The organism is Sulfurimicrobium lacus, assembly GCF_011764585.1.
GTDB classification, from domain to species: Bacteria; Pseudomonadota; Gammaproteobacteria; order Burkholderiales; family Sulfuricellaceae; genus Sulfurimicrobium; species Sulfurimicrobium lacus.
Genome location: NZ_AP022853.1, coordinates 3031453 through 3055510 on the forward strand (window position 1 = coordinate 3031453; position 24058 = coordinate 3055510).

Annotated in this window: 25 protein-coding genes; 9 read left to right on the plus strand and 16 right to left on the minus strand. The window is 61.6% G+C overall.

What is annotated here, in order from left to right; genetic code table 11:
• Positions 1-6: 6 nt before the first annotated feature.
• Genes SKTS_RS14665 through SKTS_RS14685 form a run of 5 tightly spaced genes read right to left on the minus strand, consistent with a single transcriptional unit; the run spans position 7 to position 5817 of the window.
• Positions 7-1755, minus strand: a complete 1749-nt coding sequence (locus tag SKTS_RS14665; RefSeq protein WP_173066593.1) for an alkaline phosphatase family protein — start codon at positions 1753-1755, stop codon at positions 7-9.
• 24 nt (positions 1756-1779) lie between these two features.
• Complete coding sequence (locus tag SKTS_RS14670) at positions 1780-2382, minus strand: MotA/TolQ/ExbB proton channel family protein (protein ID WP_173066596.1); 603 nt, start codon at positions 2380-2382, stop codon at positions 1780-1782.
• 53 nt (positions 2383-2435) lie between these two features.
• The gene (locus SKTS_RS14675; RefSeq protein WP_173066599.1) at positions 2436-4637 is read right to left on the minus strand and encodes a TonB-dependent receptor; all 2202 of its coding nucleotides are present in this window, start codon (positions 4635-4637) and stop codon (positions 2436-2438) included.
• Between the two features lie 39 nt (positions 4638-4676).
• Entirely contained in the window at positions 4677-5387 is a 711-nt protein-coding gene (locus SKTS_RS14680) for an energy transducer TonB (RefSeq protein WP_173066602.1), read from the minus strand.
• Between the two features lie 22 nt (positions 5388-5409).
• Entirely contained in the window at positions 5410-5817 is a 408-nt protein-coding gene (locus SKTS_RS14685; RefSeq protein ID WP_173066605.1) for an ExbD/TolR family protein, read from the minus strand.
• A gap of 257 nt (positions 5818-6074) precedes the next feature.
• Here SKTS_RS14685 and SKTS_RS14690 point away from each other — a divergent pair, with 257 nt between their 5' ends.
• A complete protein-coding gene (locus SKTS_RS14690) occupies positions 6075-6491 on the plus strand; it encodes a hypothetical protein (protein ID WP_173066608.1) in 417 nt (138 codons plus the stop codon).
• Positions 6481-8208 (plus strand): 30S ribosomal protein S12 methylthiotransferase accessory factor YcaO, encoded by a 1728-nt coding sequence (gene ycaO / locus SKTS_RS14695; RefSeq protein WP_173066610.1) that lies wholly within the window; start codon positions 6481-6483, stop codon positions 8206-8208. Before SKTS_RS14690 ends, ycaO begins: the two co-directional genes overlap by 11 nt.
• 135 nt (positions 8209-8343) lie before the next feature.
• On the opposite strand, the gene SKTS_RS14700 is transcribed toward ycaO, so the two are convergent.
• Both SKTS_RS14700 and SKTS_RS14705 read right to left on the minus strand, forming a co-directional pair.
• Positions 8344-8706 carry a hypothetical protein gene (locus tag SKTS_RS14700; protein WP_173066613.1) on the minus strand — a complete coding sequence of 121 codons (363 nt, stop codon included), beginning with the start codon at positions 8704-8706 and terminating at the stop codon, positions 8344-8346.
• Positions 8707-8802: 96 nt separating this feature from the next.
• Entirely contained in the window at positions 8803-9471 is a 669-nt protein-coding gene (locus tag SKTS_RS14705) for a hypothetical protein (protein ID WP_173066616.1), read from the minus strand.
• A gap of 405 nt (positions 9472-9876) precedes the next feature.
• Between SKTS_RS14705 and SKTS_RS14710 the strand changes: the two genes are divergently transcribed.
• The gene (locus SKTS_RS14710) at positions 9877-11904 is read left to right on the plus strand and encodes a plasma-membrane proton-efflux P-type ATPase (RefSeq protein ID WP_198420370.1); all 2028 of its coding nucleotides are present in this window, start codon (positions 9877-9879) and stop codon (positions 11902-11904) included.
• Positions 11905-11919: 15 nt separating this feature from the next.
• On the plus strand, positions 11920-12177 hold the full coding sequence (locus SKTS_RS18830; RefSeq protein WP_198420371.1) for a hypothetical protein: 258 nt from the start codon (positions 11920-11922) through the stop codon (positions 12175-12177).
• A 31-nt stretch (positions 12178-12208) separates the two neighbouring features.
• On the opposite strand, the gene SKTS_RS14715 is transcribed toward SKTS_RS18830, so the two are convergent.
• From SKTS_RS14715 to SKTS_RS14745, 7 genes are all read right to left on the minus strand, one after another.
• Entirely contained in the window at positions 12209-12637 is a 429-nt protein-coding gene (locus SKTS_RS14715) for a DUF6858 family protein (protein ID WP_173066619.1), read from the minus strand.
• Positions 12638-12651: 14 nt separating this feature from the next.
• Entirely contained in the window at positions 12652-13614 is a 963-nt protein-coding gene (locus SKTS_RS14720; RefSeq protein WP_173066622.1) for an SLAC1 anion channel family protein, read from the minus strand.
• 93 nt (positions 13615-13707) lie between these two features.
• The gene (locus SKTS_RS14725; RefSeq protein WP_173066625.1) at positions 13708-14286 is read right to left on the minus strand and encodes a Tll0287-like domain-containing protein; all 579 of its coding nucleotides are present in this window, start codon (positions 14284-14286) and stop codon (positions 13708-13710) included.
• A 59-nt stretch (positions 14287-14345) separates the two neighbouring features.
• Positions 14346-14777 (minus strand): group II truncated hemoglobin, encoded by a 432-nt coding sequence (locus SKTS_RS14730; protein ID WP_173066628.1) that lies wholly within the window; start codon positions 14775-14777, stop codon positions 14346-14348.
• A gap of 52 nt (positions 14778-14829) precedes the next feature.
• On the minus strand, positions 14830-15222 hold the full coding sequence (locus tag SKTS_RS14735) for a DUF6858 family protein (RefSeq protein ID WP_173066631.1): 393 nt from the start codon (positions 15220-15222) through the stop codon (positions 14830-14832).
• A gap of 158 nt (positions 15223-15380) precedes the next feature.
• Positions 15381-15803: a glutamate-ammonia-ligase adenylyltransferase gene (locus SKTS_RS14740; protein ID WP_173066634.1), complete on the minus strand. Its 423-nt coding sequence runs from the start codon at positions 15801-15803 to the stop codon at positions 15381-15383.
• A complete protein-coding gene (locus SKTS_RS14745; protein WP_173066637.1) occupies positions 15800-16714 on the minus strand; it encodes an alpha/beta hydrolase in 915 nt (304 codons plus the stop codon). Before SKTS_RS14745 ends, SKTS_RS14740 begins: the two co-directional genes overlap by 4 nt.
• A 253-nt stretch (positions 16715-16967) precedes the next feature.
• Between SKTS_RS14745 and SKTS_RS14750 the strand changes: the two genes are divergently transcribed.
• Together SKTS_RS14750 and purB are read left to right on the plus strand one after the other, a co-directional pair.
• Entirely contained in the window at positions 16968-18275 is a 1308-nt protein-coding gene (locus SKTS_RS14750) for a sigma-54 interaction domain-containing protein (RefSeq protein WP_173066640.1), read from the plus strand.
• Positions 18276-18357: 82 nt separating this feature from the next.
• On the plus strand, positions 18358-19728 hold the full coding sequence (gene purB, locus SKTS_RS14755; protein ID WP_173066643.1) for an adenylosuccinate lyase: 1371 nt from the start codon (positions 18358-18360) through the stop codon (positions 19726-19728).
• 15 nt (positions 19729-19743) lie between these two features.
• Here the strand turns inward: purB and SKTS_RS14760 are convergent, their stop codons facing one another.
• Together SKTS_RS14760 and dtd are read right to left on the minus strand one after the other, a co-directional pair.
• Positions 19744-20631, minus strand: coding sequence for an ROK family protein (locus tag SKTS_RS14760; RefSeq protein WP_173066646.1), 888 nt, complete (start codon positions 20629-20631; stop codon positions 19744-19746).
• Complete coding sequence (gene dtd, locus SKTS_RS14765) at positions 20628-21086, minus strand: D-aminoacyl-tRNA deacylase (protein ID WP_173066649.1); 459 nt, start codon at positions 21084-21086, stop codon at positions 20628-20630. Before dtd ends, SKTS_RS14760 begins: the two co-directional genes overlap by 4 nt.
• Positions 21087-21318: 232 nt before the next feature.
• Here dtd and SKTS_RS14770 point away from each other — a divergent pair, with 232 nt between their 5' ends.
• Genes SKTS_RS14770 through SKTS_RS14780 form a run of 3 tightly spaced genes read left to right on the plus strand, consistent with a single transcriptional unit; the run spans position 21319 to position 24054 of the window.
• Entirely contained in the window at positions 21319-21885 is a 567-nt protein-coding gene (locus SKTS_RS14770; protein WP_173066652.1) for a hypothetical protein, read from the plus strand.
• 31 nt (positions 21886-21916) lie between these two features.
• Positions 21917-22402: a gluconate 2-dehydrogenase subunit 3 family protein gene (locus SKTS_RS14775; RefSeq protein ID WP_173066655.1), complete on the plus strand. Its 486-nt coding sequence runs from the start codon at positions 21917-21919 to the stop codon at positions 22400-22402.
• Positions 22393-24054 (plus strand): GMC oxidoreductase, encoded by a 1662-nt coding sequence (locus tag SKTS_RS14780; RefSeq protein ID WP_173066658.1) that lies wholly within the window; start codon positions 22393-22395, stop codon positions 24052-24054. Before SKTS_RS14775 ends, SKTS_RS14780 begins: the two co-directional genes overlap by 10 nt.
• Positions 24055-24058: the final 4 nt, after the last annotated feature.

A 24058-nucleotide genomic window follows, 5' to 3' on the forward strand; every position in this document is an offset into this window, starting at 1 on the left:
TTTGGGTTAACGCTTGGCATTCTGCTGGACAGGGTCCGGCGCTGAATGAGCGGATGATTTGCGGGAAAAATCGAACATGTTCATCAGGTCGCCGATAGCCGGGCGATTTTTCGGGACATAGGGGTTTGCCTTGCCGTGCACAGGGTTGGGCAGGTTGTCGCGGCTGCGATGCGAGAGCGCGGGGATATTCCAGTTGCGTTCGATGAATTTGACGATGGAGGCATGATCGTAATAGGTGTGGTCGATCGCGCCGCGGCGGGCATAGGGCGAAACGGCGACCAGCGGGATGCGCGTGCCGTCGCCGAAGAAATCGACGATTTGCACGTAGCCGGAGTCGTAATAGCCCCCGCCCTCGTCGAACGTGATGAGAATGGCGGTCTTTTCCCACAGCGCCGGATTGGCTTTGACGCGTTCGACGATGTCCCGCGCCAGCTCTTCGAAGCCGGTTTCCATGGCATAGCCGGGGTGGCCCGAGATGCTGTCGTACGGCGCGATCACCGCCACGGCGGGGATGTTATTTGCATCCTTGACGTCCACATAGAACTGCTGCAGGTCGAGCAGCTTGTGCTTGTCGGCCCCGTTCATGGTGGAGTTGAAGAAGGTCAGGGTATCGCACATGCCGCAATATTCCTTGTCGACCTTCTTGCCGTCGTTCCGGCCGCCGCTGTACCACTTCCACGGCACGCCGGCCTGGGTCATGGCGTCGCCGATGGTGGGAATGGTCTGCGGCGGCAGCAGCAGCTTGTCCGGCCCGAGGGGCAGCGGACGGCCGTCGGCCGTATAGGACGGGTCGAGGTTGTTGACCATGTAATAGGCGCCCGGCTCGCAGTTGCCGTCATTGAAAGTCCGGTAGGGCAGCTTGCTCAAATATTCCTTTATGGGGGCTACGCCGCTGGCGCCCTGGTCCGCGCATTGCACGTAGCTGCCGCCGTTTTCGACCAGCTGTTTGCCGTTTTTCAACAACTGCAGTTGCGATATCTGCCCGGCCGGGGGCACGGCTTTCCGGCCGTTCTCGGTATAAAAGCCGACGTCGGCCGTGGCCAGTGCCACGTAGTTCTGTGCGGTGCCGCCCATGATGGACTGGTGATAGTTGTCGGCAATGGCGTAGCGCTCGGCCAGTTGCCTGAAAAATGGCGCATCGCCCCTGGCCATGTTGTAAAACCCCATGGCCACGGCCCCCTGGTAGGTCGGCACCGACTCGACCGTGGCGATATCGTCGCCGCGGTAAAAACCGAAGTGGTCGGCCGTCCAGACGAACAGGTCGTTGGCGCCGCCGTTCACCTGCTGCCACATCTGGAAAAAGCGGTGGATCGGGTCACCGGTGTGCGCGCCCGCGCTCACGTACTTGGTCAGCTGGAACGGGCCGTTCGCCAGCTCTGATGGGAAACGCGCATCGGGAACGTCGTGCTGCTGGCCGAAGGCGCCGGCGGCGAACGGCTGGGGCAATTTCGCGTAGCTGCCGGCAAGCGGCGGCACCGGGTTGTAGCCTTTGCTCATGTCCGCCGTTTTTTGCGCGGCCAGGTGATAGTTCGGCCCCGGCGTTCCGTCCTCTCGCACGATGCCGCGCGACAGCAGGTTCCACACCGCCTCGCCCTTCGGCGGCTTGTACACCCCGTACAGGTTGTCGAAGGTACGGTTCTCCCCCACCAGGACAATCACGTGCTCGATGGGTGTGGTTGCCTTGGGGGCCGCGGCGGCATGCAGCGGCAGCAGGGCTGCGGCGGCAGCGGCGCCAACAAGAAAGCGTGTCGGCATGGAAGACCTCGCAGAGATAGTCACTTAGCGCGCCCCCAGCAGCGTCAGGGTAATCAGTTTCATCTGATTGGTGACCTGTTCGGCTTTGGAGCTGAAATAATTGTAGAAAAGCATGGCGTACAGGGCGATGAAAATGCCCACGCCCGTGGCGTACAGGGCAGTACCGATACCGCGGCTGACCGCCGCCGGATCAGCGGCAACGCTGCCGGAAGACAGGCTGTAAAAAGCATCGATGATGCCGAGAATGGTGCCCAGCAGTCCCATCAGGGGCGACAGGGTAATGATGGTGTCCAGCATCCACAGACGGGCTGTGACCGTCGGCTGCTTTTCCACATAAATCGACTGGGCGATGTATTCCATTTGCTCATGGCCATGATTTTCCTGCGCCGCTCCGACGACTTCGCAAATGGCCCGCGCCTGGGGGCTTTTGTGTTTTTCGAAGGCTTGCAGGATCTCGCCGTGCAGGCTTTTGTCGTGCAGGTGGCTGCGAATGAAACCGACCACGTCCTTGCCCTCGCGCAGGGTCGCCGCGAAGAAGATGAAGCGCTCGATAATGACGTAGGTGGCAAGCAGGATCACCCCTACCATGATGTACATAACGATGTCGTGAACCAGTGTGAACGTCATAATATATTCCTTGAAAAAACCGGAACCCGCTCGGGTTCCGGTTGCCTTCCTCTTTAGAACTTGCCGGTTACGTTAATGAACGCCTGACGCGGCGCGCCTGTCTGCAAAGTCTGGCCGGTGCCGGTCGGGTCCGAATAGCTGAAGCCATTGGTGCCCATGCTGGCGAAGTACTCTTTGTTGAGCAGGTTGTTGATGTTGACCTGGGCCTTGACCTCCTTGAAGAAGCCGACGTTCTTGACGCGATAGCCTGCACCCAGGTTCCACAGCCAGCGGCCATCGACCGAGTTGTCGTTGGAGTAGGTGTAGTAGCGCTTGGAAGTGTAATCACCGCCCAGGCGAGCAAACCACGTACCGTTGTCGTAAGCCAGTTCGGTCTTGAACATCTGCTCGGGCACGCCCACCACCTGCTTGCCGCTTACATTGCGAACGTTCACGCCATCCAGGTAGTTGTCCTTGTACTGGGTGCTGTTGAAGCTCAAGGAGTTGAACCACGACCAGGACGAAGCGAATTTCCAGTTCAGGCCCAGATCCATGCCGTTGGATTCGACCTTGCCGACGTTTGCCAGCACAGACGGGCTGCCGACAATCCCGGCACCGCTGCCGATGCTCAGCAGGCGGTCCTTGAAATCAACGTGATAGAGCGACACCACGCCGTCAAGCTTGTTGCCCTGGAAACGCCAGCCACCTTCGTAAGTGGTGGAAGTTTCGGGGTTCAGGTTGCCCTGGATGGCGGCAAAACCGGCCCGGGTGGTGCCGAACGGCTGGGTATAAATAGCCCGCATGTTTTGCGCCACGCCGGCAAACAGCTCATTGCTGTCGTCAAGCTTGTACACCATGCTGAGCTGCGGCAGAAAAGACTTCTTGGACGTGATGCTGCCGGAGGGACGATCGGCGCCGGTGGTTTCCGTACCGGTCACATCCACCTTGGGCGACTTGAACCCGGCATTCACGGTCAGCTTCGGCGAAACCGTAATGGTGTCCTGGGCATACCATTGCATGGTTTTTTCGGTGTAGTTGAACGCCCAGTCGGTGCGGAACGGCCCGCTCGGAATTTCATACGGGGTGCGCGGGTCGGTCGCAGTGGTGGCGTAGTAGCGGCGCGCCTGGGTGAAGTCGTCGTTCTCGTACCACAGACCGCCGTTCAGCTTGTGGTTGCCCAGCGTATAGGTCAGGGAAGACAGCAGGCCGGTGCGGTCGATGTCGTATTCCGTGGTGCGCACGGATGGGGTATTGCTTACCGGCGACAGAACGTAGGGCGTCCACCATAGTCCGGCACCCTTGTTGCTGTGGTGGTAGACGGTGTTCTTCCAGCGCAGGTTGTCGCTCAGCTTGGCGTCCAGCGTCACGCCCGAGAGATAGTCTTCGCGGATGCCCGAACCGGCATAGTAGGCATCGTCAACCGATGTTTCGCCGCTGGTCCAGATATTTTGCGATGACTGAATGGCCTTGTTCCAGTCCGGGTAGTAGTTATCCCACTTATAGCCCAGGCGGCCGAGCATCTCCTTGGACAGATCCTGGTAGTCCACTTCCTGGCGGTCGGACCAGTTCACGAACGCCGACAGCTTGCTCTCGCCGAAGAACTGGACATATTTGGCGTTGACCTGCTTGTTGCGCTGCTCGCCGTGACCTTTCCACTTGTCGGAGTTCTGGTCCACGGCGCTGATATAGAGTTTTCCGCCGTTCGCCAGGCGACCGCTATCGAGGCGCACATAAGTACGGCGCGCCGAATTTTCGCCCAGCATCTGGCTGGCAGTCACGCCGAACTGTTCGTCAGGGTCGGTCGAATAGAACTGCATCGTGCCGCCCAGGTTGCTGGTGGAAGCGGTATCGATGGAGCCGGTGCCTTGCGACACCTGCACACGGCCGAGATTTTCCGACGAAATGGCACGCGAAATATGCAGGCCGTTGTGGTTGCCGTAGCTCAGGTCGCCCAGGGGAATGTCATCCAGGGTGTAGCCCAGCTGGTTCGCGCTGAAGCCGCGCACGCTGATGCTGGTGGACCACTCGTAAGCACCGAACGTGTCGCTGGATTCGAAGTGAACGCCAGGAACCTTGTCCAGCACTTTCAATGGGCTGGTGCCCGGTGCGGCATCTTCGATGTCTTTCTTGGAAATATTCTGCACCTGGCGGGTTTGTCCCTGGCCAAACACCGAAATATCGTCGGTTTTAACTGCGTCGTCCTGCGCATACGCGCTGCTTACCACTAGCGAGGCAATCAGCACCGCAAGCGGTCGAAGGCGAAACTTGTTGTCCATCGTGAACTCCATTATTTTTAAATTTAAGTCAGCCACACATTAATAATTGACGGAAAAAACCAGCCTGGTACGAAACTCCTTCTGGTTCTCACCCACCCAAGCGTCTGCCGGAAAAGCCGCGAAACTGGCAGCACGTACGGCACGCAAGGCGGCCTGATCCAGCGTCGGAAAGCCCGAAGAGGAAGCGATATCCGCTTTCATCAGCTTCCCTGTCCGATCCAGCACATAAACCACCTCGACCACACCGCTCATTCCCAGATCGCGTGCGCTATCCGGATAAATCTTTTTCCTTTCGATCTGCGTGCGCACGTCCTGTGCGAAACGGCCTTCGGCGGCTGCATTTCTTTGTACGACAGGCGTTTCTTCGACCTTGGGCAATGTTTTGGCGACTGGCGAAACAGGGACGTCAGGCACGCTTACCGGATTCGCTTCAGGCGCAGGGGACGGTTTTGCGGCGATCGGCGTAACAATCGGTTGCCGTATCGGTTCCGCAGCCACTTTTTGCTGGACGTGTTCTTGCGGCTTGGGTTGTTCAATCGGCTTGGGCGGCTCGACCCGGGGCGGCGGTTTGGGCAATTCCAGCGGCGGCTCGGACAGCGTGATCTGGATCGGGGCCTCGACGGGCATGGGTTCATGCTGGATTGCCAGCTTGCTGATCGCCAGCGCCAGGACGAGCCCGAGCAAAAGCGAGCCGCCCTGGGCTACCCACTCGCGGTTGTCATACATCGTTGGCATGGTTGCGGTTGTCATGCTCGGCGCCCTCCGTTCGCTGTTATTTACGGGAGGACGCAATGGCCACGGAGCTGATACCTGCAGCTTTTACCGTATCCATGACATCGACGAGCTGCTGGACGGAAGCGTCGCGATCGCTGTTCACGACGACATCGACGTCCTTGCCGGACTGCTTGAGTTTGATCAGCGCGGTCTGCAGGCCGGGGAGGGAATAATCGACGCCATCTAACTGTATCTGCCCGGCCTTGGTGACGGTCACCACGGCATGGGTACGCACATCCAGCTTTTCCGGCTTGCTTGTGCTTGGCAGCTGGGTCTTGACCCCCAGTGCCGGTATGACGTGCAAACTGATCAGGACAAAAAAGACCAGCAGAAACATCATGACATCGATCATGGGGATGATCTCGATGCGCGCCTTGCGCCGCGGTTCTTCATGCCAGAACAACATAAACGCTTCCTCGTAAGAAACTTGAAAATGCCAACAAACTCAACCAAGCCGGCGAGTCTATAAGCAGTTTCTTACATTCTTATGAAGCTTTTGTGGCACCAATGTTAATCGGCGTGCAAAAATGAACAGGATTTTCCGGCCGGGTATAGCGTCTTAATTTGACCGCCCAACTTGTATTCCGCCGCAAGCAACGCATCTAGTCGCCACCGGTCCCCGCTCCCGGGTTTCGTGTCCGCCATGCAATGAAGGAAGGATTCATGAGTACCAAGAACACCATAGACGCCCACGTCGAATTTTCTTTCAAGGGCGAAAGCTATTCCCTGTCTGCGACAATCGAGCTGGACGACTTCGCCGCGCCCGGCACTTCGCGCCCCTCGCTGCACGCGATCCTGGCCCGCAAGCATGGCATCGACACTTATTCCTATCTCTACGAAGTCATGCAGGAAGAGGAAATCCGCTTCGACAACGCGCAAGGATTGGCCGCCGACTTCCTGACGGACGGAGACTTCGATCTGGATGCTTTCGTCGCCAGGCGGCAGGAACTGCGAACGCTCGACTTGCTGCAGGCTATCGCCACGCGCGAACTGGGCATCGACGACCTCGCGCAGCACCACGCACTCAAAAACGCGCTTTTCCAGGCCTACGAACTCGGCAGGACTCACCATGCACTCTGAAAACTTCATCCCGGGCAAGGACGCCTCGCTCGAATCCTCGATCGCCACCATGCAGGCCCGGCTGGCGGCCCTCGGCTTCCACGTCGAGGAGCGCTCCTGGCTCAACCCGGTAGACGGCATCTGGTCGGTGCACGTGCGCGACCGCGACTGTCCGCTGCTGTTCACCAACGGCAAGGGCGCGTCCAGGCTGGCGGCGCTGGCCAGCGCGCTGGGCGAGTTTTTCGAACGCCTGTCGTGCAACTATTTCTGGACCCACTACTATCTTGGCGAACAATCCGCCCAGCGCGACTTCGCCCACTACCCGCACGAGCGCTGGTTCCAGCCGGATGAAAGCGGCGCGTGGCCGCAGGAACTGCTGACCCCCGAGCTGCACCGCTTCTACAACCCGGAAGGCAGCATCGCCGCCGACGCGCTGGTCGACCTCAACTCCGGCGCCACCGAACGCGGCATCTGCGCCCTGCCCTACGAGCGCCAGCGCGACCGGGCCAGCGTCTGGTTCCCGGTCAACATCATCGGCAACCTATACGTCAGCAACGGCATGTCGGCCGGCAACACGCCGGAAGAGGCGCGCACCCAGGCGTTGTCCGAAATTTTCGAGCGCCACATCAAGTTCCGCATCATCAGCGAGGGCATCTGCCTGCCGGACGTGCCGGAAGAAGTGATCGCCCGCTACCCGCGTATCGCAACAGGGATCAGAGCTTTGCGCGCGGCGGGCTTCGGCATCCTGGTCAAGGACGCCTCGCTCGGCGGGGAATATCCGGTGATGAACGTGACGCTGCTGCACCCGGATGACCAAGGCTGCTTCTCCAGCTTCGGCGCCCACCCGCGCTTCGAAATCGCGCTCGAACGCGCCCTCACCGAGCTGCTGCAGGGACGCGCCCTGGACGCGCTGGGCGGCTTCCCCGAGCCGGGCTTCGACCTGGACGAGATCGCCAGCTCGCCCAACATCGAAATCCACTTCGTCGATTCGAGCGGCATCATCAGCTGGAATTTCCTCGGCGACACGCCGGATTACGAGTTCTGCGACTGGAACTTCAGCACCACCACCACCGAGGACTACGCCTGGCTGGTCGACCGCATCCACGCCATGGGCCACGAAATCTACATCGCCGACTTCACCCACCTCGGCGTCTACGCCTGCCGCATCATCGTGCCGGGCATGTCCGAGATCTACCCGGTCGACGACCTGGAATGGGAGAACAACAGCGTCGGCAACCACCTGCGCGAAGCCATCCTCCACCTGCCGGAACTGGACGACGACGAATGCGCCGACCTGCTGGAAACGCTGAACGATCTCGGCCTCGCTGACCAGCGCCCGGTCGCCGCCCTGATCGGCCTCGCACCCGACGCCGGCTCCTTCTGGAGCGACCTGCGCGTGGGCGAACTGAAAACCCTGCTGGCCCTGGCCATCGGCGACGAAGACGCGATCCGCGAAGGCTGCGACTGGATTCGCCACTTCGAACAGCTCGACGCCGGGCGCCGGCGCGTTTACCGCTGCATCGAGAATTTGCTCAACCTGGGCGACGCCGCGCCTTACCGCAACGCGCTGCAGCAGCTTTATGGGGCGGAGACGTTGCGGCTGGCGGAAGCGCTGCTCAGTGGCGAGTCGAGATTTTTCGGCGTGGCGGCGCCGGGACTGGCGCTGCACGGCTGCGACATGCACCAGCGGCTGCTGGCGGCTTATGCGAAATTAACTCACAGCCCGCGAGCGGGTTGAGTCCAGAATCTGTTTCAGTAGGAATAGTGGATTTCATGCTAGTGGGTTCCATCCATGCCAAGAACTGATTGAGCATTTTATGTGATTTTGAAAGACTGACCCCGCACTCGTGGGATGAGGGGTTGGGCCTTGCGCTCACGGCAGAATGTAGCCCTTGCCTCGAAGATATGACTTGGTAATTTCCATCGCGACGATTCCTACGACGGCGAAGACTCCACCCAAGATCAGCGCAAATTTTTGTGAGTTTGCAGCTTTCGTCTGCCCCAGCGCCAATGCACGAGGCCCGAAGAGCATTACGAGCAAACCAAGAATAATAAAAATACCTCCGCCGAGGCCGCCTTTACCTGAGAGCTTTATTACTTCCCCGACGTTTGCATGAAGAATTGGCTCGACGATAGAAATGTAGAAGAAAGCGAAACCAACCAACAAAACCACAAAGCCGGTGGTACGGGGAAACCTCTGTGCTATTGGATGTGGCTGATTTGGTCTTAATGCCATGGATAGCTCCTATAAATGAAATAGTGGTATGAAAATGCCCAACGTGAAGTTGGGGGGCGCTCCGCCTATCGGCGGCGCGCCCCCTCGAACGCAATGTTAGGCAGCGCCGCGGCCATGCGTGCCCGACGAACTGTTTGGACGAAATTCAGCGATCCTTACTGCGACACTCGCCATCTCCTTAAGCAATGTGGCAAGTTCGGCGAATCTCATTTCTCTGGTACCAATGACAAGCCTGTCAATCGTCTTAATGGTCTGATTAGGTTCTGTCGGGTGCGGAACTTCGGGTCCGTCAGCCTTGAGCGCGAAGGGTTGCCCATCTGCGATGCGCCCATCCATCACCATTTCTTCCAAATGATGAATCTCGTTGCGGATGGTGCGAAACCTGGCCGCGACTAAGTCCGTTGCGAAGCTAGCTTTTTCCACGTTTAGTTCCTGAGATAAGGGATCTTGCTGACGGTCACGTCTGAGACGGCGGAAACAGTTCGTCGCACGGTACATGTTCGATATGCACGTTTCGAAGTGGGACATCGACCTGTGCATAGCCCCGAGATTTAAGGAAGAATGAGTCCCCCAAAATTCTCTCAGCTTGACGGTGCCAGAGTGATACTCGACCAGTGCGGTCTCTACAAGCCGGACATAGGTACTGGTGAGAGCGTTGATCTGGTAACGGTTCGAAGGAGACTGGATGAATATGCTCTTGAGCCAGTACTGCGGAAAGCCCGCGGCATGCTCGGGAATTTCTGGGAGGTCAAATTCTATGTACATTGGTTAAGCTGCCTAACGACGCTGTAGAAAAAGTATCATCCCCGCATCTTGCCTCAACTGGCCGGGTGCATCAATATCCATCCATCATGACTTGACGGATGGACAGGATGGCCCGCTACAAACACATCGACACCAGTTTCTCGCTGTTGATCTGAGCGGCTTCGACAGCCGCTTCTGCAACGACCGCACCAGCGCGGCCGCCTATCCCCCGGCCATGCTGCCAGCGAACGCCCCCGTTGCTCATTGTGAGTAACGGGGGCTTTTCTTTTGCCCTCGAGCGAGGCGAAACAAAACTTCCTGCACGTCCCTTGGTCACAGATTGAACGTGGGCGCTGCTTCTAGTCTCACTGAATCTGCCGCACCAATATATGTAGACGATCCGAGGATAAGTAACTGCACACACCCATGGCCGACCAGGACACGAAAACAGCCAGCCCGCTCACGGGCTTGAGTACGGACGAGGCGGCACTGCGTCTGACGCAATTCGGCCCCAACGAGGTGGCGGAAGAAAAGCCCCATCCGCTGCTCGCCCTGCTGGGCAAGTTCTGGTCGCCGGTGCCGTGGATGCTGGAAGTGACGATCATCCTGCAGTTCGCGCTCGGTAAGCCGGACGAGGCCGCCGTCATCGCCGTCCTGCTCGTGGTCAACGCCGTGCTGGGCTATTTCCAGGAAGGGCGCGCCAACAAGGCGCTGGCCCTGCTGCGGCAGCGCCTCGACATCCAGGCGCGCGTGCTGCGCGACGGCCGCTGGCAACTGGTGCCGGCGCGCAATTTGGTGCCCGGCGACGCGGTGCATGTGCGCATGGGCGACCTCGTTCCCGCCGACCTGCGCCTTGCGGAAGGACAGGTGCAGCTCGACCAGTCCAGCCTCACCGGCGAATCCCTGCCGGCGGAAGCGGGGCCGGGCGGCGACGCTTATTCCGGCTCCGTCGTGACCCGCGGCGAAGCCAGCGGAGAGGTGCTCGCCACGGGAACGGGCACCCGTTTCGGCAAGACCGCGGAACTGGTGCGCAGCGCAAAGACGGTGAGCCACCTGGAGGCGGTGATTTTCGGCATCGTCAAATACCTGGTGCTGCTGGACGTGGCGCTGGTTGCGGCGCTGCTGGTCTATGCCGTGGCGACGGGCATGCCCCTCACCGAAGTGGTGCCCTTCGCCCTGATCCTGCTGGTCGCCTCCGTCCCCGTGGCCCTGCCCGCCACCTTCACCCTGGCCACGGCCCTGGGCGCGCTGGAGCTGGCCAAGCGGGGCGTCCTGGTGACGCGCCTGTCCGCCATCGAAGAGGCCGCCGCCATGGACATGCTGGCGAGCGACAAGACCGGCACCATTACCGCCAACAGCCTGAGCCTGGCGGCGCTCAAGCCCGCCGGAGCCATCACGGAGAACGATCTGCTGCGCTGGGCGGCGCTGGCTTGCGACGAGGCCACGCAAGACCCCATCGATCTGGCCATTCTCGCCGCCGCCCGCGAACGCACGCTGCTGGAGCATCCGCCGCGGCGCATCCGCTTCACCCCTTTCGATCCGCAGACGCGCCGCTCTGAAACGCTGTTCGAGGAAAACGCGCTCACCCGCCGGGCCGTCAAGGGTGCGGCGCTCGAAGTCGCGGCCCTGGCCGGCGCGCCGGATGTCGCAGCCGAAGTCGAAGCCCTCGCGGCAAGCGGATACCGCGTGCTGGGCGTGGCCATCGGCGACGAAGCCGCGCTGCAATTCGCCGGCCTGGTCGCCCTGCAGGACCCGCCGCGCGAGGATTCCGCCGCCCTGGTGGAGAGCCTGCGCCAGCTCGGGGTGCGCGTGGTGATGGTGACCGGCGACGGGCAGGCCACGGCACGGACGGTGGCCAGGGCGGTGGGCATCGGCGAGCGCGCCTGCCCGGCGAGCATGCTCGCGGAAAACGCCACACTGTCCATCAAGGCATGCGACGTGTTCGCCCAGGTGTTTCCCGAGGACAAATTCCACCTCGTGCAGGCCTTGCAGCACGCCGGCCACGTGACGGGCATGACCGGCGACGGCGTCAACGACGCGCCGGCGCTGAAACAGGCCGAGGTCGGCATCGCCGTGGCCAACGCCACCGACGTGGCCAAGGCCGCCGCCAGCCTGGTGCTCACCAACCCCGGCCTGTCCGACGTGGTGGCGGCGGTGGAAACCAGTCGGCGCATCTACCAGCGCATGCTCACCTACACCCTCAACAAGATCATCAAGACGCTGGAAATCGCCATTTTCATGAGCGTGGGCGTGATGCTGACCGGCGTGTTCGTGATCACGCCGCTGCTCGTCGTGTTGCTGCTGTTCACCAACGATTTCGTCACCATGTCCATCGCCACCGACCGCGTGGCGTTCTCGCGCAAGCCCGAGCGCTGGCACATCGCCACCCTGATGCTGACCGCCGCACCCCTGGCCGCGCGCGACCTGCTCCACCTGCCGCTGGCGCAGCTGTAGACGCTGATTTTCGTCATGCTGGTGTTCACCGGCCTGGGCAACGTCTACCTGGTGCGCGAACGCCGCCATTTCTGGCAATCGCGCCCCAGCAGGTGGCTGATGGTCGCCACGGCGCTGGATCTGGCGGTGGTCTGCGCGATGGCAAGCCAGGGTGTGCTCATGACAGCGATCAGTCCGGCGCTGATCGCAGGCTTGCTGGGGCTGGCGCTGGCTTACCTGGTGCTGATGGATTTCCTGAAAATTCGCATCTTCCGGCACTTCGGGCTGGCATGAGCGGCAAGCCCGCGGCCTTGATCGCTACACCTTAATGCGCCGCGTTCCCCGGCATTCTGCCTGGGGCGATATCTGCGGCGCGCAAATCCTCGACCCACAGCGCCAAGGTTTCCGTGGGGGAAACGACCGGCGCGTCGAGAAAGGAAATCACGAAACGGTTTCCCATGTCGGCCACGCCGATGGCGCAGGGGCACAACGCCAAGGCAGCGGGGCTGGGCAACCGGGCGCCGGGGCAGAACAGGACCGTCTTGGCGTCCTGCATGTCGATGGGGAGGGATGCGCCGACGCGCAGGTTGAAGCCGTAGTAATCGAACACGCCGATGAAAGCGGCGCCCGCCTGGCGATGAATGCAGGCGCTGAGCGCGGCGGCGATCTCGTCCACATCGCGCCAGGGCGTATCGGCCTTGGCGATTTCCTCGACCCAGACGGGATAGCGGCCTTCCACGGTGATGTGCTGCATCGTCACTCCTTCTATCAGTGCCCCTCGACGCAAATCTCGCGCCGCACCACGGCCAGCGCCGTGCGCACCAGCAGCATGAGGACCAGCAGGCTGAGCACACCGAGCAGCCCGGCGGCGAGCCAGGTATAGAGCGCGAGCCCGGTTGCCTTGACCATGATGAGCGTGGCGATGGTAATGGCGGCGATGGGGAAGGAATAGGCCCACCAGGAGAGGAAGAACTTGAGGCGGCGGAAATAATTGAACTGGCTCAGCAGCAGGAGCGTGAAGAACAGGCCCACGAAGTAGAGTACGCGGGCGAAGGCGTCCACCCCGCCGGTGAGATTGAACCAGGAAATGAAACCCACCGCCGGCGGGGCGATGAAGATGAACAGGGTGGGCATGAAACGCTCCGGCAGGCTGCCGTGGAAGATCAGGCGATAGAAGATGATGGCGGTGAGTATCGGCCAGAAGAACAGCCCCAGGCTGAAGAAGAACCAGGAAATTTCGGGCGAGGCGTGGTGTACCCCGGCCACCGGCACCAGGATGTTGCCCACCACCGGGATGAACCAGGCCGGGTTGAGGTGGGCGATCTCGTACTTGGTGTGGTGTATCCAGGAAGACAGCACGTAGAGGGTGATGGCCAGGTGCAGCACGGCACCCACGCTCCAGAGCCAGAAGGAAAGCGCGGGCGCGATGTGCAGGTAGGCGATGGACAGGAGCAGCAGGCCGATGGAGAAAGTCGGCACGAAGGCCAGCTTGACCGGGTGGCGAATCTCGCCCAGCACGTCCTGCGGATATTTGACGATCTTGGCGGCATAGATCGTCGCCAGCACGACGAACAGGACGCTGGCAACGCCCAGCAGCACCGAACTGACGCAGAAACCGGTGTCGAATATATGCTCGGCGCGGTTCCAGGCGATGCTGAAGCCGGTCATGCCCATGATCATGGCGAACCAGGAGATGGGGAAATTCTTCAGGCGGGCGGCGGCGTCGGTCATGTCGTATATCCTTGCGTTGGAGAAAGAAATCAGGTGGCGGACATAATAAGTTCTGCCAGCGTAGTCCACCAGCAACTCAGCTTCAGCGCATGGTTACAGCGGCCGCTTGACCACCACCGCCCCGCGCAATTCGCCCAGGCTGTACCCCGTGGCCTTGTCCATCGGGTATTCGGCCTGCAGGCGGGCTTTTACGCCCTCGGGAATGTCCTTGGGCGAACCGTGGCAGGTGAGGCACAGGGGCTGCACCGCGATGGCTTTGGCGTAACGCAGATACTTCCCGGAAGGTTCGGCGACGACTTCAGCCAGTTCCATCGCATCGGGTTTTTCGCCCTGTTTCATGCGCTGCGAGAATTCCGCCAGCGCCTTTGCATTCCAGGCATCGGGGGTGCCCGTTTCGGCATTGCGTACGCGGGTTCCCACGCGGCCCACTTTCCACCCGGTCTGTTTGGACAAGTCAGCGGCGATTTGCGGCGCTATTTTCTTGCACACACCGACAGCGGCTGCAGGCCCGTTGGCTTCCATTTCCGCCTTGAGTTTGCCGCCAAGTTGCATGGCCAGGGTTTTGGCGGTGGCGCGCATTTCATCGACCTGTTTGGGGTCGGGCTTTTGCGTCACGGCTCCGGGTGTTGCGCAACCGGTGAGCAGCAGAACGAGGATGAGGGTTTTTTTCATAATGGTTTCCTATCGAGTGGGTTGTGTTTTATGTGTTGGTGGGTTGCCTTTCATGAGCGCTAACTGCCGGCATGCCCGCAGGCTTGAATATCTCCGCCCCGGTTGCGCATGTGTTCGCCCAGCTGGGCGAACTGGGCGTACAAGGCGTCGCGCAGCGAGACATCCTCCACCGTTTCTTCCAGCGCCTGCTTCATGCACATGAGCCACTGGTCGCGCTCTTCCGGGCCGATGGCGTAGGGAAAATGGCGGCGCCTCAGCATGGGGTGGCCGTATTTCTCCACAAAACGCTGCGGGCCACCCAGCCAGCCGGAGAGAAAATCGAAAAACTTGTTGCCGGATTCGGTGAGATCTTGCGGATGGATTTTGCGCGCGGTATACGCCTCCGGCAGTTCGTCCATCAACTCGTAGAACCGGTCGACCAGTTTGCGGATCGCCGCATCGCCGCCAATACGCTGGTAGGGGGTGGTGGCGGGTTGGTTGATTGCTTGCATGTCATTTCCTCAAAAAATAGGGCACTTTATTGGCAAGGGGCGGGGTCTCATCTCAAATCTGCTCGCGCAGCCCTTTCACCCAGGCTTCCATGGCCTCGTTGGCGGGCTTCATGGGGGCTTCCATGAAACTCACCACGAACTTGTCGCCCAGGTCGGCCACGCCGATGGAACGGGGCCGCACTGCCAGAACCTGCGGATTGGGCAGGGCGAAGCCGAAACAGAAAATCACGTCCAGCGCGCCCCGGATGCCGGGCGCGATCTCGCCGCCGATATTTCTGGTGTGGGCGTAATGGTCGAACACGCCGATGAACTGCACCTTGGGGTTCTCGGCAATCTTTGCCTTCAAGTAGTCCGCCACCGCCTCCACGGTCTGGCATGCGGTCTCGTGCTTGCCGATCTCGGAAACGAGAATGGGGTATTTTTCCTGCAGCAGGGTTTTTTTCATGTCCGCTCCTTATACGTGGCGATGCCCGCGTTCCTCGTTCAATCCAACGGTCATGGCAAAAAGTCTTTCCTGATCATGAAACTCGCCACGACCGTTTCCCCCACCCCGGCCCTCCCCCTCGAGGCGGGAGAGGGGGGCGAGGGCTTGCTTCGCGAGATTCAATTTATCGAAATCCCGTGGCTGATCAGCCAGTTCTGGTCCAGCTCCCATTTCACTTCGCTCACGCCGGGCTGTTCGAGCACGATCTTTCTCGCTTCCGACTGGGCCTTCGCCAGCTCCTTTTCCGCCGCGACGAAATCCGGGTTGTCCGGCGACTTCCCGGCCAGCGCCGGGTAAAGCGCGCCGATCATGCGGTACACCGGCACCGCCGGGGAGCGCGGCGTCGCCATCACCGCCACCGCGCCTTCGAGGCGCAGCACCTGGAATGGGTAAGGGTAGTCGCGCAAGGCCGGACCGGCCTTTGCCTCGATCGCCTGGTTGAGCGCCGCCACCTTGGGGTCGGTGCGCAGCCCGAACCAGTAGAGCGCCAGCAGCGCAAGCACGGCGAGCAGAATCCTGCCCAGCGGTTTTCCTTGGATCATGTGCCACTCCTCGATGCCGGCTTGTTTGCGCTATCGGGTGAATTTCCCGGTTTCAGCGCGCTGTCGAGGAAATCGATCACGTCGCCGATTTGCCTGTCCAGTTCCTCATAACTGTCGTGGCTGCCCTTCACCAGCAGCAAGCGCCCCTGTTTCCCGCCACGCCGCGCATGCAACAGCTCGGCTTCCGCCACGGGCACGGTGGTGTCCTCCGTGCCGTGCACCAGCAGCACCGGGCAGCGGGCATGGGCGATGGTGCTGAGCGGCGCGATGTCGTCGAAACGGTAGCCGATCACCTTTTGCACGTAGCGCAGCACATACCAGCCGAAAGGCAGGTAGGGTATGCGCCACGACTTGAGGAGACGGCGCATCATGCCGGCGGGGTGCGCGAAGGCGGCAATGCTCACCACGGCAGCCAGGTCATGGCGCCGCGATGCGGCAAGCAGCGCGGCGGCCGCGCCGACCGAATGGCCGACCACGCCCAGACGATCCGGCTTCACGCCGCGCCTGACTTTCAGCCAGTCGAGCGCGTGGTCGAGGTCTTCGGCAAAACGCGGTAGCGACGAGAAAGTATCGGCATCGCTTTTTCCGTGGTTGCGCGCATCGATCAGCAGCAGCGCAAACCCCGCGCGGTGCAACGCGGGCACCAGCGGCAGCATGGTTTCCGCATTGCCGCCCCAGCCGTGCAGAATCACCAGGGCCGGCGCCCCTTCACCGGCAGCGGAAGGCACCAGCCAGCCGAACAGGGACTTGCCGCCCGCGCCCGGAATCCGCACATCCTCGTACGCCAGCCCGAATTTTGCCGGCGTTTCCCGCTCGACCACGCGCGGCGCCCGCAAACTCCAGCGAATCAGACCGTGGAAGCCGGCCACGGCAAGCGCAATGCCGGCCAGCGTCAGCGCCAGGGTCAACACCGAAACAAAAACGCTATCTGCATGTTCACTCCTTGGTCAGGGCATTTCTCTGGTTGCCGAGGGTCGTTCATTTCACGGTTCCAGAATCATGGGCAGTAACAGCAATGTGCGTGCCAGTTTTGCTGGTGCGAATGCGAGACCCGCGCATTAAAGCCATCGAGGGGGAAATTAACAGATACGGAGACAGAGTAATACAGCCAAGCCCGCACATCCGTATTGACATATCTGACAAAACCGGCAAGCATGTTTTGCCATGAATGACAAAACAACCACAGTACCCCGGGAGTTGCAGTCCCTCCTCGATGCACTGCCCGAACCGCGCATCCTGGTGGGCCAGGATTACCGCATTGTTTCGTCCAATGCCGCCTACCGCCATGCTTTCGGCAACCCGCGCGCCATCCTGGGCCGCACCTGCTACGAAATCTCCCACCATTACGACAAGCCCTGCGACCAGTGCGGCGAATCCTGCCCGCTCCAGACCGCCATGACGACGCGCCAGCCCGGCCGCGTGCTGCATCTGCACCACACGCCGCGCGGGGAAGAGTACGTGGATGTCGAACTGATCCCCATCCAGGACGAGCAGGGCAAGCTGGCCTATTTCGTGGAAACCATGCGCTTCCTGCACGAGACCGGTGACCAGCCGGGCGCCCTGGGCATGGAGGGGCGCTCTCCCGCCTTCACCCAGATGCTCGCGCTCATCAACCGCGCCGCGCCGGCCATGACGCCGGTGCTACTGCTGGGCGAATCCGGCACCGGCAAGGAACTCGCCGCGCTCGCGCTGCATGCCCTGAGCCCCCGGCGCAACAAGCCTTTCGTGCCGGTGGACTGCTCCGGCATGACGGAAAGCCTGTTCGAGTCGGAACTGTTCGGCTATGAAAAAGGCGCCTTCACCGGCGCCACCCGGCGCAAGACCGGGCTGGTCGAGGCGGCAGCCGGCGGCACCCTGTTCCTCGACGAACTGGGCGACATCCCCCTGCATTTGCAGGTCAAACTGCTGCGCCTGCTCGAATCAGGCACTTTTCGCCGGGTGGGCGGGGTGGAAACCCTGCGCGCCGATTTCCGCCTGGTCGCCGCCACCCACCGCAACCTGGAAGAGATGATGGACGCCGGCACTTTCCGCCGCGACCTCTACTACCGCATCGCCGCCTTCCCCGTCCACCTGCCCGCATTGCGCGAGCGGCGCGAGGACATCCCCCTGCTGGCGAACGTCATGCTCGAGCGCCTGGCGCCGGGCCGCCCCCTGCATTTGACCGAAGCCGCCGCCGAACAGCTCATGCAATACAGCTATCCGGGTAACGTGCGGGAACTGCGCAACCTGCTGGAGCGAGCAATATTGCTTGCGGACGGAGATACCATCGACGGACGGCACTTGCCGACCGGACCGGTCCTGGCCCGGAATGCGCCGACCCCGGCGCAAGCGGCAAGAGAGGAAATACTGCCGCTGGAAGAAGTCGAGCGGCGTTACGTGCGCCAGGCGCTGCAGCGACTGGGCGGCGACAAGCGCGAACTGGCCCGCCGCCTGGGCCTGAGCGAACGCACGCTGTACCGCAAGCTGGGCTGACGCGCTTATATCGCCTTCGCCTCTGCCGGCGGTTTTCTGTCGGGCTCATGCTAAAATTGCGCGATTGTTCAAGGAGCTATTCATGAGTCTTTCCACCCTCACCGCGCTGTCCCCCCTGGACGGGCGCTACCACAGCAAAATCGACGGCCTGCGTCCGTATTTCAGCGAATTCGGCCTGATCCACCACCGCGTGCTGGTGGAAGTGGAATGGCTCAAGGCCTTGAGCCGCGAGGCGGCCATCGCCGAAGTGCCGCCCTTCTCCGCCGCCACCGTGGCCGAGCTGGACCAGCTGGTTGCGGGCTTCTCGGAAGTCGATGCGCAAGCGGTGAAGGACATCGAGAAGACTACCAACCACGACGTCAAAGCCGTCGAATACTGGCTCAAGAACAAGCTCGCCGGCAACGCCGAAGTGATGAAGGTGAACGAGTTCATCCATTTCGCCTGCACCTCCGAGGACATCAACAACCTGTCGCACGCGCTGATGCTGAAATCGGCGCGCGACGGCGTGATGCTGCCGGGCCTGGAAAAAGTCATCGCCCGACTGCGCGAACTGGCGCACGAACTCGCCGCCCAGCCCATGCTGTCGCGCACCCACGGCCAGCCGGCTTCGCCCTCCACGGTCGGCAAGGAACTGGCCAACGTGGTATACCGCCTGGAGCGCCAGAAGGCGCGCATCGCCGGCGTGGAAATCCTCGGCAAGATCAACGGCGCAGTGGGCAACTACAACGCGCATCTGTCCGCCTACCCGGAAATCGACTGGGAGCAGTTTGCCAAGGGATTTGTCGAAGGACTGGGCTTGTCGTTCAACCCCTACACCATCCAGATCGAGCCGCACGATTACATGGCCGAGCTGTTCGACGCTTTCGGCCGCGCCAACACTATCCTGATCGACATGGACCGCGACGTCTGGGGCTATATTTCGGTCGGCTACTTCAAGCAGAAGGTCAAGGCGGGCGAAGTGGGCTCCTCCACCATGCCGCACAAGGTCAATCCCATCGACTTCGAGAACTCGGAAGGCAACCTCGGGCTGGCCAACGCGCTGCTGCGCCACCTCTCCGAAAAGCTGCCGATCTCGCGCTGGCAGCGCGACCTCACCGATTCCACCGTGCTGCGCAACATGGGCGTGGGCCTGGGTTACGCCCTGCTCGGCTATGAATCCGCCGTGCGCGGCCTGGGCAAGCTGGAAGTCAACCCGCTGCGCCTGGACGACGACCTCGACCACAACTGGGAAGTGCTCGCCGAGCCGATCCAGACCGTAATGCGCCGCTACGGCGTGGCCAACCCCTACGAGCAATTGAAGGAACTCACGCGCGGCAAGAGCGGCATCAACCGCGACACGCTGCACGCCTTCATCCAGAACCTGGCGATCCCGGAGGGTGAGAAACAGCGCCTGCTGCAGATGACGCCGGGCAACTACATCGGCATCGCGGTCGAGCTGGCGAAACGAGTTTAGAGAAAGACGCGCTGCCTATAGCCAGGCAGCGCCGCGCACCCCGCTGGAATCGCCGAAGCGGTGCCGCACCAGCCGGGTGTCCACCCGGTCTGAAAACACCCAGCGTCCCCATATTTCGGGAACGCGCGTATACAAGCGCTCGATGTTGGACATCCCTCCCCCGAGGACGATGACGTCCGGATCGAGGATGTTGATGACGTGCGCCAGGGAACGGGCGAGACGGTTTTCGTAGGCCCGCAGGCTGTGTTCGCAGGCGAGATCGCTGGCGAAGGCCCGCGCCACGATTTCCTCCGGGCTCAGGGTTTCGCCCGTATCCTGCTGGTGCAGCTTCACCATGCCCGGCCCGGAGAGAAAGGTCTCGATGCACCCGCGGCGGCCGCAGTAGCATTGCGGGCCGGGAAGTTCCTGCGCTTCCGGCCAGGGCAAGGGGTTATGCCCCCATTCTCCGGCGATGCCGTTGGCCCCGGTGAGGATCTTCCCGTCGACCACGATGCCCGCCCCGGTACCGGTGCCGATGATTACGCCGAACACCACCGCAGCGCCTGCCGCCGCCCCGTCCGTGGCTTCGGAAAGCGCAAAGCAGTTGGCGTCGTTGGCGATTTTAACCGGGCGCCCCAGCAAGGCTTCCAGATCCTGGAGAATCGGCTGCCCGTTGAGGTGCACCGAATTGGAGTTCTTGAGCCGGCCGGTGGCCCTGGAAATGGCGCCGGGCGTGCCGATGCCCACCGAGCCGCACTGCCCCAGTTCCGTCTCCGCTTCCTGAACCAGGCCGGCTATCGCCTGCAAGGTGGCGGAATAATCCCCGCACGGCGTGGGCACGCGCCGGCGCAAACGCTCCACGCCTTGATCGTCCAACGCGACGATTTCGATCTTGGTCCCGCCGAGGTCGATGCCCAGTCTCATGATTCCGCCCCTTTCGCTCCCACCTGAAGCCAGAAAGTCACCGGGCCATCGTTGACCAGGCTCACCTGCATGTCCGCGCCGAACACCCCGGTCGCAACCTTGCCATGACATTCCCGCGCCGCCGCCACGAAATCTTCGAACAGCGACTTGCCCATTTCCGGCGCCGCGGCGGATGAAAAGCTGGGGCGCGTGCCCTTGCGGGTGTCCGCGGCCAGCGTGAATTGCGGCACCAGCAGCAGCTCGCCGCCGATGTCCGCCAGCGACAGGTTCATTTTGCCCTGCGCATCCGGGAACACGCGGTATCCCAGGATGCGGTCGAGCAGGCGTCGGGCGGTCGCTTCATCGTCGTGTTTCTCGACGCCGAGCAGCACCAGCAAACCGCGCCCGATTTGCCCCACGGTATGTTCCTCGACCGCCACGCTCGCCTGGCTGACGCGCTGTATCAATCCAATCATGTTCTTCGACCGTTTCTGGAATACTCCCCGAGAGGCATATCATGCCCAATTCCGACTCGCCGCAACAGTCAATGCGGGGAAAATGCTTCAACCCTGGCCATAAGCGCTGAAGTGCTCATGGCCGCCGCCATCAAATGGATTCAGCCGAAAAATATCCCATGATCTCTGCTTCCGGCTTTTATGCTAATCTTTCGTCATGTCTAACTTAATATCTGGAAACAAGGAGATCGAAATGACCAAATCCCTTCTGGTGCTCGCTGTTTCATCCGCATTCGTCTGCTCCTCCGCACTTGCAGGCATTGTTACCACTTACAACCTTGTCGGAACCACCGGCGGCGCCACTAGCCAAACGGAAACACGGGCTTATGCCGGCCTCAAGTGGAGTGTTGAAGGCGGTGCAACGCCTTCCCTGGTGCTGGGCGCAATGCGCGCCAGGATCAGCTCCGGCGGCAATACCGAAGGGGCCAACCTGGCACTCAGCATCAACCTCGCCGGCGGCGTAAAGCCCGCCAGCATCAAGCTGGGCTACTTGAACGGCAAGGAAGACTTCCAGGGCGAACTGGGCGTGGGCTACAACTTTCTCAAAGCCACCCCGCTGGTCGGCTTCGGCGTGAATGCGCCATATGCAAATCTCGGTGCCGACTGGTCTTATGGCAACGGGTTCGACCCCTTTGCGATCATTCACACCCATGGCAAATTCGGCAAACCGGCTGCAGCCAGCACTCAGACGTGTACACCGGTAAGCGGCTTCACCGGCGCATTCACCGATGCTGCCTGCACCAACCCGAATATCCTTTAGTACCGGGCCTGTTTCCGGGAGACTATTCGCAGTGCCAGCCAGCCAAGCACGCCGACGATTACTCAAGATCATCGGCGTGTTTTTTATTCGCTATGCGTTCGACGCTGGTCCTGCCCTGGCATCCGCAACGACAGGACTTGAGCGAAGCACTTTCGCGGCTTTTCTGGATATGCTGCTGCCTCGCGACGAATTCAGCGGCTCCGCAACAGACCTTCACGTGGACGAAAAACTCTGGGAAGTTTCCAGATCCGACCCGCGCTTCAGGCGCCTGATCGGACTCGGCTGCCAGTGGCTGAACATGACGGGCGGCCCGCCGTTCGCGGCTCTTTCAGGCGAACAGCAATACGCCCTGGTTGACTGGATGGCCCATTCCGACTTCGATCAGGTACCGAGGCGATTCTACGAACTGGTGCGCGAGGCAGCCATCGAGATGTACTACAGCCAACCGGAGGCCTGGCATGGGCTATCCATCCAGAATCCGCCGCAACCCCTGGGTTACAAACCGCCATGGCCGTAAAAAAACGCTTTGACGCTGTCGTCGTCGGCGCTGGCGCAGGCGGCGCGGCCGCCGCCTGGAGATTGTGCGAGCAAGGCTTGCATGTCCTGATTCTCGAGGCGGGGCCACGCTTCAATCCAGGTGCGGATTACAGGCTCCATCGTCCGGACTGGGAGAGATTTCTTTTTCCCGATCCCGCCGGCAGCAGGGGGGATTTCACGATAGGCACGCTGGGCCGCCTGGACCCGGCAGACGAGGAATTGCGCTCCTGGAATCGGGCCTCCGGTCCATTGGTTCGCGGAAACATGCGACAAGCTGCCAATCCCGGCTATTGGCACGTCCAAGGGGTCGGCGGGTCGACGCTCCACTTCGTCGGCGAGTCCCACCGTATGCACCCCGATGCGATGAAATTGGCCAGCCAGCATGGCGCCGGCTGTGATTGGCCGCTGGACTATGCCGGCCTGGAGCCTTATTACACGCTTTGCGAGAACCTGGTCGGCGTTGCCGGCCCTGCCGAGCAGGGCGCTCGCTGGCGGAGCCAGCCTTACCCTTTGCCGCCCCACCCCCCGAGCCCATCCGCACGGAAACTGCTGGCAGCCGGTCGCCGGCTGAACATGAAATGGCAGGAGAACTCGCGCGCAGCGCTCTCCATGCCGTTCGACGGGCGCCCTGCCTGCAACTATTGCGGGAACTGCAGCCGCGGCTGCCCGCTGGGGGACAAAGGGTCGGCCGATGTTACGTTCATTCGCAAGGCAGAGGCCAGCGGTCGCTTGACCGTCAAGCCCCTGTGCCCCGTTGTGCGCTTCCACAGCGGCGCCGGGGGCACCATTGGCTCGGTCGAGTATATCGACAACAAGAAGCTTCAGCGTGTCGAGACCCCCATTCTCATTCTGGCCGCTGGCGCAGTGCAGACGCCGCGCCTGCTTCTGGCCAATCGCAATCGCCTTTACCCGGAAGGCTTCGCCAACAGTTCCGGGCAGGTTGGGCGGAACTTCATGGAAACGCTCAGCTGGAGCAGTTCCGGGCTCGTCGCCGGACTTTCCCATAGCCATGCCGGGCTGCCCGCCGACGTGATTTGCTGGGATTTCAATGCGCCCGATGCCATTCCCGGCGTGATCGGCGGTTGCCGCTTCAATTCCGCCACGCAGGAAATCGGATTTACCGGCCCCATCGCCTATGCTTCGCGAGTCGTGAGCGGGTTTGGTGCGCAACTGAAAAATGGCGTGCGCACGACTTTTGGCCGCGTCATGTCGGTCGGTGCGATCGGTGAATTCTTGCCCAATGAAGGCACTTATGTCGATCTCGACCCCAGCAGGAAGGATCGGCTTGGCATGCCGTTTCCCAGGCTGCATTCCCAACTGGAAAGAGGCGAAATCCAGCGGCTGAAATTCATGGCCTCTCAATCCCGCCGCTTGTTGAAAGAGGCGGGAGCCGAGCTGGTTGAGGAAGCCGGCGCATGGGACAATTTTTCGGCGACGCATGTTTTCGGGACCTGCCGCATGGGTAACAACCCGAAGACATCCGTTGTAGACAGCCATTGCCGCTGCCACGACCACTCCAACCTCTTTATAACCGATGCCAGCGTGTTTCCATCGAGCGGCGGCGGAGAGGCTCCGTCATTAACCATTTCCGCTCTTGCTGTTCGCACAGCAGATGCCATCGTCAGCGGATGAGTGC

Excerpts from the sequence above, each read along its gene's own strand:
- SKTS_RS14665 (WP_173066593.1), bottom strand. The coding sequence starts at position 1,755 with ATGCCGACACGCTTTCTTGTTGGCGCCGCTGCCGCCGCAGCCCTGCTG.
- SKTS_RS14670 (WP_173066596.1), bottom strand. The coding sequence starts at position 2,382 with ATGACGTTCACACTGGTTCACGACATCGTTATGTACATCATGGTAGGG.
- SKTS_RS14675 (WP_173066599.1), bottom strand. The coding sequence starts at position 4,637 with ATGGACAACAAGTTTCGCCTTCGACCGCTTGCGGTGCTGATTGCCTCG.
- SKTS_RS14680 (WP_173066602.1), bottom strand. The coding sequence starts at position 5,387 with ATGACAACCGCAACCATGCCAACGATGTATGACAACCGCGAGTGGGTA.
- SKTS_RS14685 (WP_173066605.1), bottom strand. The coding sequence starts at position 5,817 with ATGTTGTTCTGGCATGAAGAACCGCGGCGCAAGGCGCGCATCGAGATC.
- SKTS_RS14690 (WP_173066608.1), top strand. The coding sequence starts at position 6,075 with ATGAGTACCAAGAACACCATAGACGCCCACGTCGAATTTTCTTTCAAG.
- ycaO (WP_173066610.1), top strand. The coding sequence starts at position 6,481 with ATGCACTCTGAAAACTTCATCCCGGGCAAGGACGCCTCGCTCGAATCC.
- SKTS_RS14700 (WP_173066613.1), bottom strand. The coding sequence starts at position 8,706 with ATGGCATTAAGACCAAATCAGCCACATCCAATAGCACAGAGGTTTCCC.
- SKTS_RS14705 (WP_173066616.1), bottom strand. The coding sequence starts at position 9,471 with ATGTACATAGAATTTGACCTCCCAGAAATTCCCGAGCATGCCGCGGGC.
- SKTS_RS14710 (WP_198420370.1), top strand. The coding sequence starts at position 9,877 with ATGGCCGACCAGGACACGAAAACAGCCAGCCCGCTCACGGGCTTGAGT.
- SKTS_RS18830 (WP_198420371.1), top strand. The coding sequence starts at position 11,920 with ATGCTGGTGTTCACCGGCCTGGGCAACGTCTACCTGGTGCGCGAACGC.
- SKTS_RS14715 (WP_173066619.1), bottom strand. The coding sequence starts at position 12,637 with ATGCAGCACATCACCGTGGAAGGCCGCTATCCCGTCTGGGTCGAGGAA.
- SKTS_RS14720 (WP_173066622.1), bottom strand. The coding sequence starts at position 13,614 with ATGACCGACGCCGCCGCCCGCCTGAAGAATTTCCCCATCTCCTGGTTC.
- SKTS_RS14725 (WP_173066625.1), bottom strand. The coding sequence starts at position 14,286 with ATGAAAAAAACCCTCATCCTCGTTCTGCTGCTCACCGGTTGCGCAACA.
- SKTS_RS14730 (WP_173066628.1), bottom strand. The coding sequence starts at position 14,777 with ATGCAAGCAATCAACCAACCCGCCACCACCCCCTACCAGCGTATTGGC.
- SKTS_RS14735 (WP_173066631.1), bottom strand. The coding sequence starts at position 15,222 with ATGAAAAAAACCCTGCTGCAGGAAAAATACCCCATTCTCGTTTCCGAG.
- SKTS_RS14740 (WP_173066634.1), bottom strand. The coding sequence starts at position 15,803 with ATGATCCAAGGAAAACCGCTGGGCAGGATTCTGCTCGCCGTGCTTGCG.
- SKTS_RS14750 (WP_173066640.1), top strand. The coding sequence starts at position 16,968 with ATGAATGACAAAACAACCACAGTACCCCGGGAGTTGCAGTCCCTCCTC.
- purB (WP_173066643.1), top strand. The coding sequence starts at position 18,358 with ATGAGTCTTTCCACCCTCACCGCGCTGTCCCCCCTGGACGGGCGCTAC.
- SKTS_RS14760 (WP_173066646.1), bottom strand. The coding sequence starts at position 20,631 with ATGAGACTGGGCATCGACCTCGGCGGGACCAAGATCGAAATCGTCGCG.
- dtd (WP_173066649.1), bottom strand. The coding sequence starts at position 21,086 with ATGATTGGATTGATACAGCGCGTCAGCCAGGCGAGCGTGGCGGTCGAG.
- SKTS_RS14770 (WP_173066652.1), top strand. The coding sequence starts at position 21,319 with ATGACCAAATCCCTTCTGGTGCTCGCTGTTTCATCCGCATTCGTCTGC.
- SKTS_RS14780 (WP_173066658.1), top strand. The coding sequence starts at position 22,393 with ATGGCCGTAAAAAAACGCTTTGACGCTGTCGTCGTCGGCGCTGGCGCA.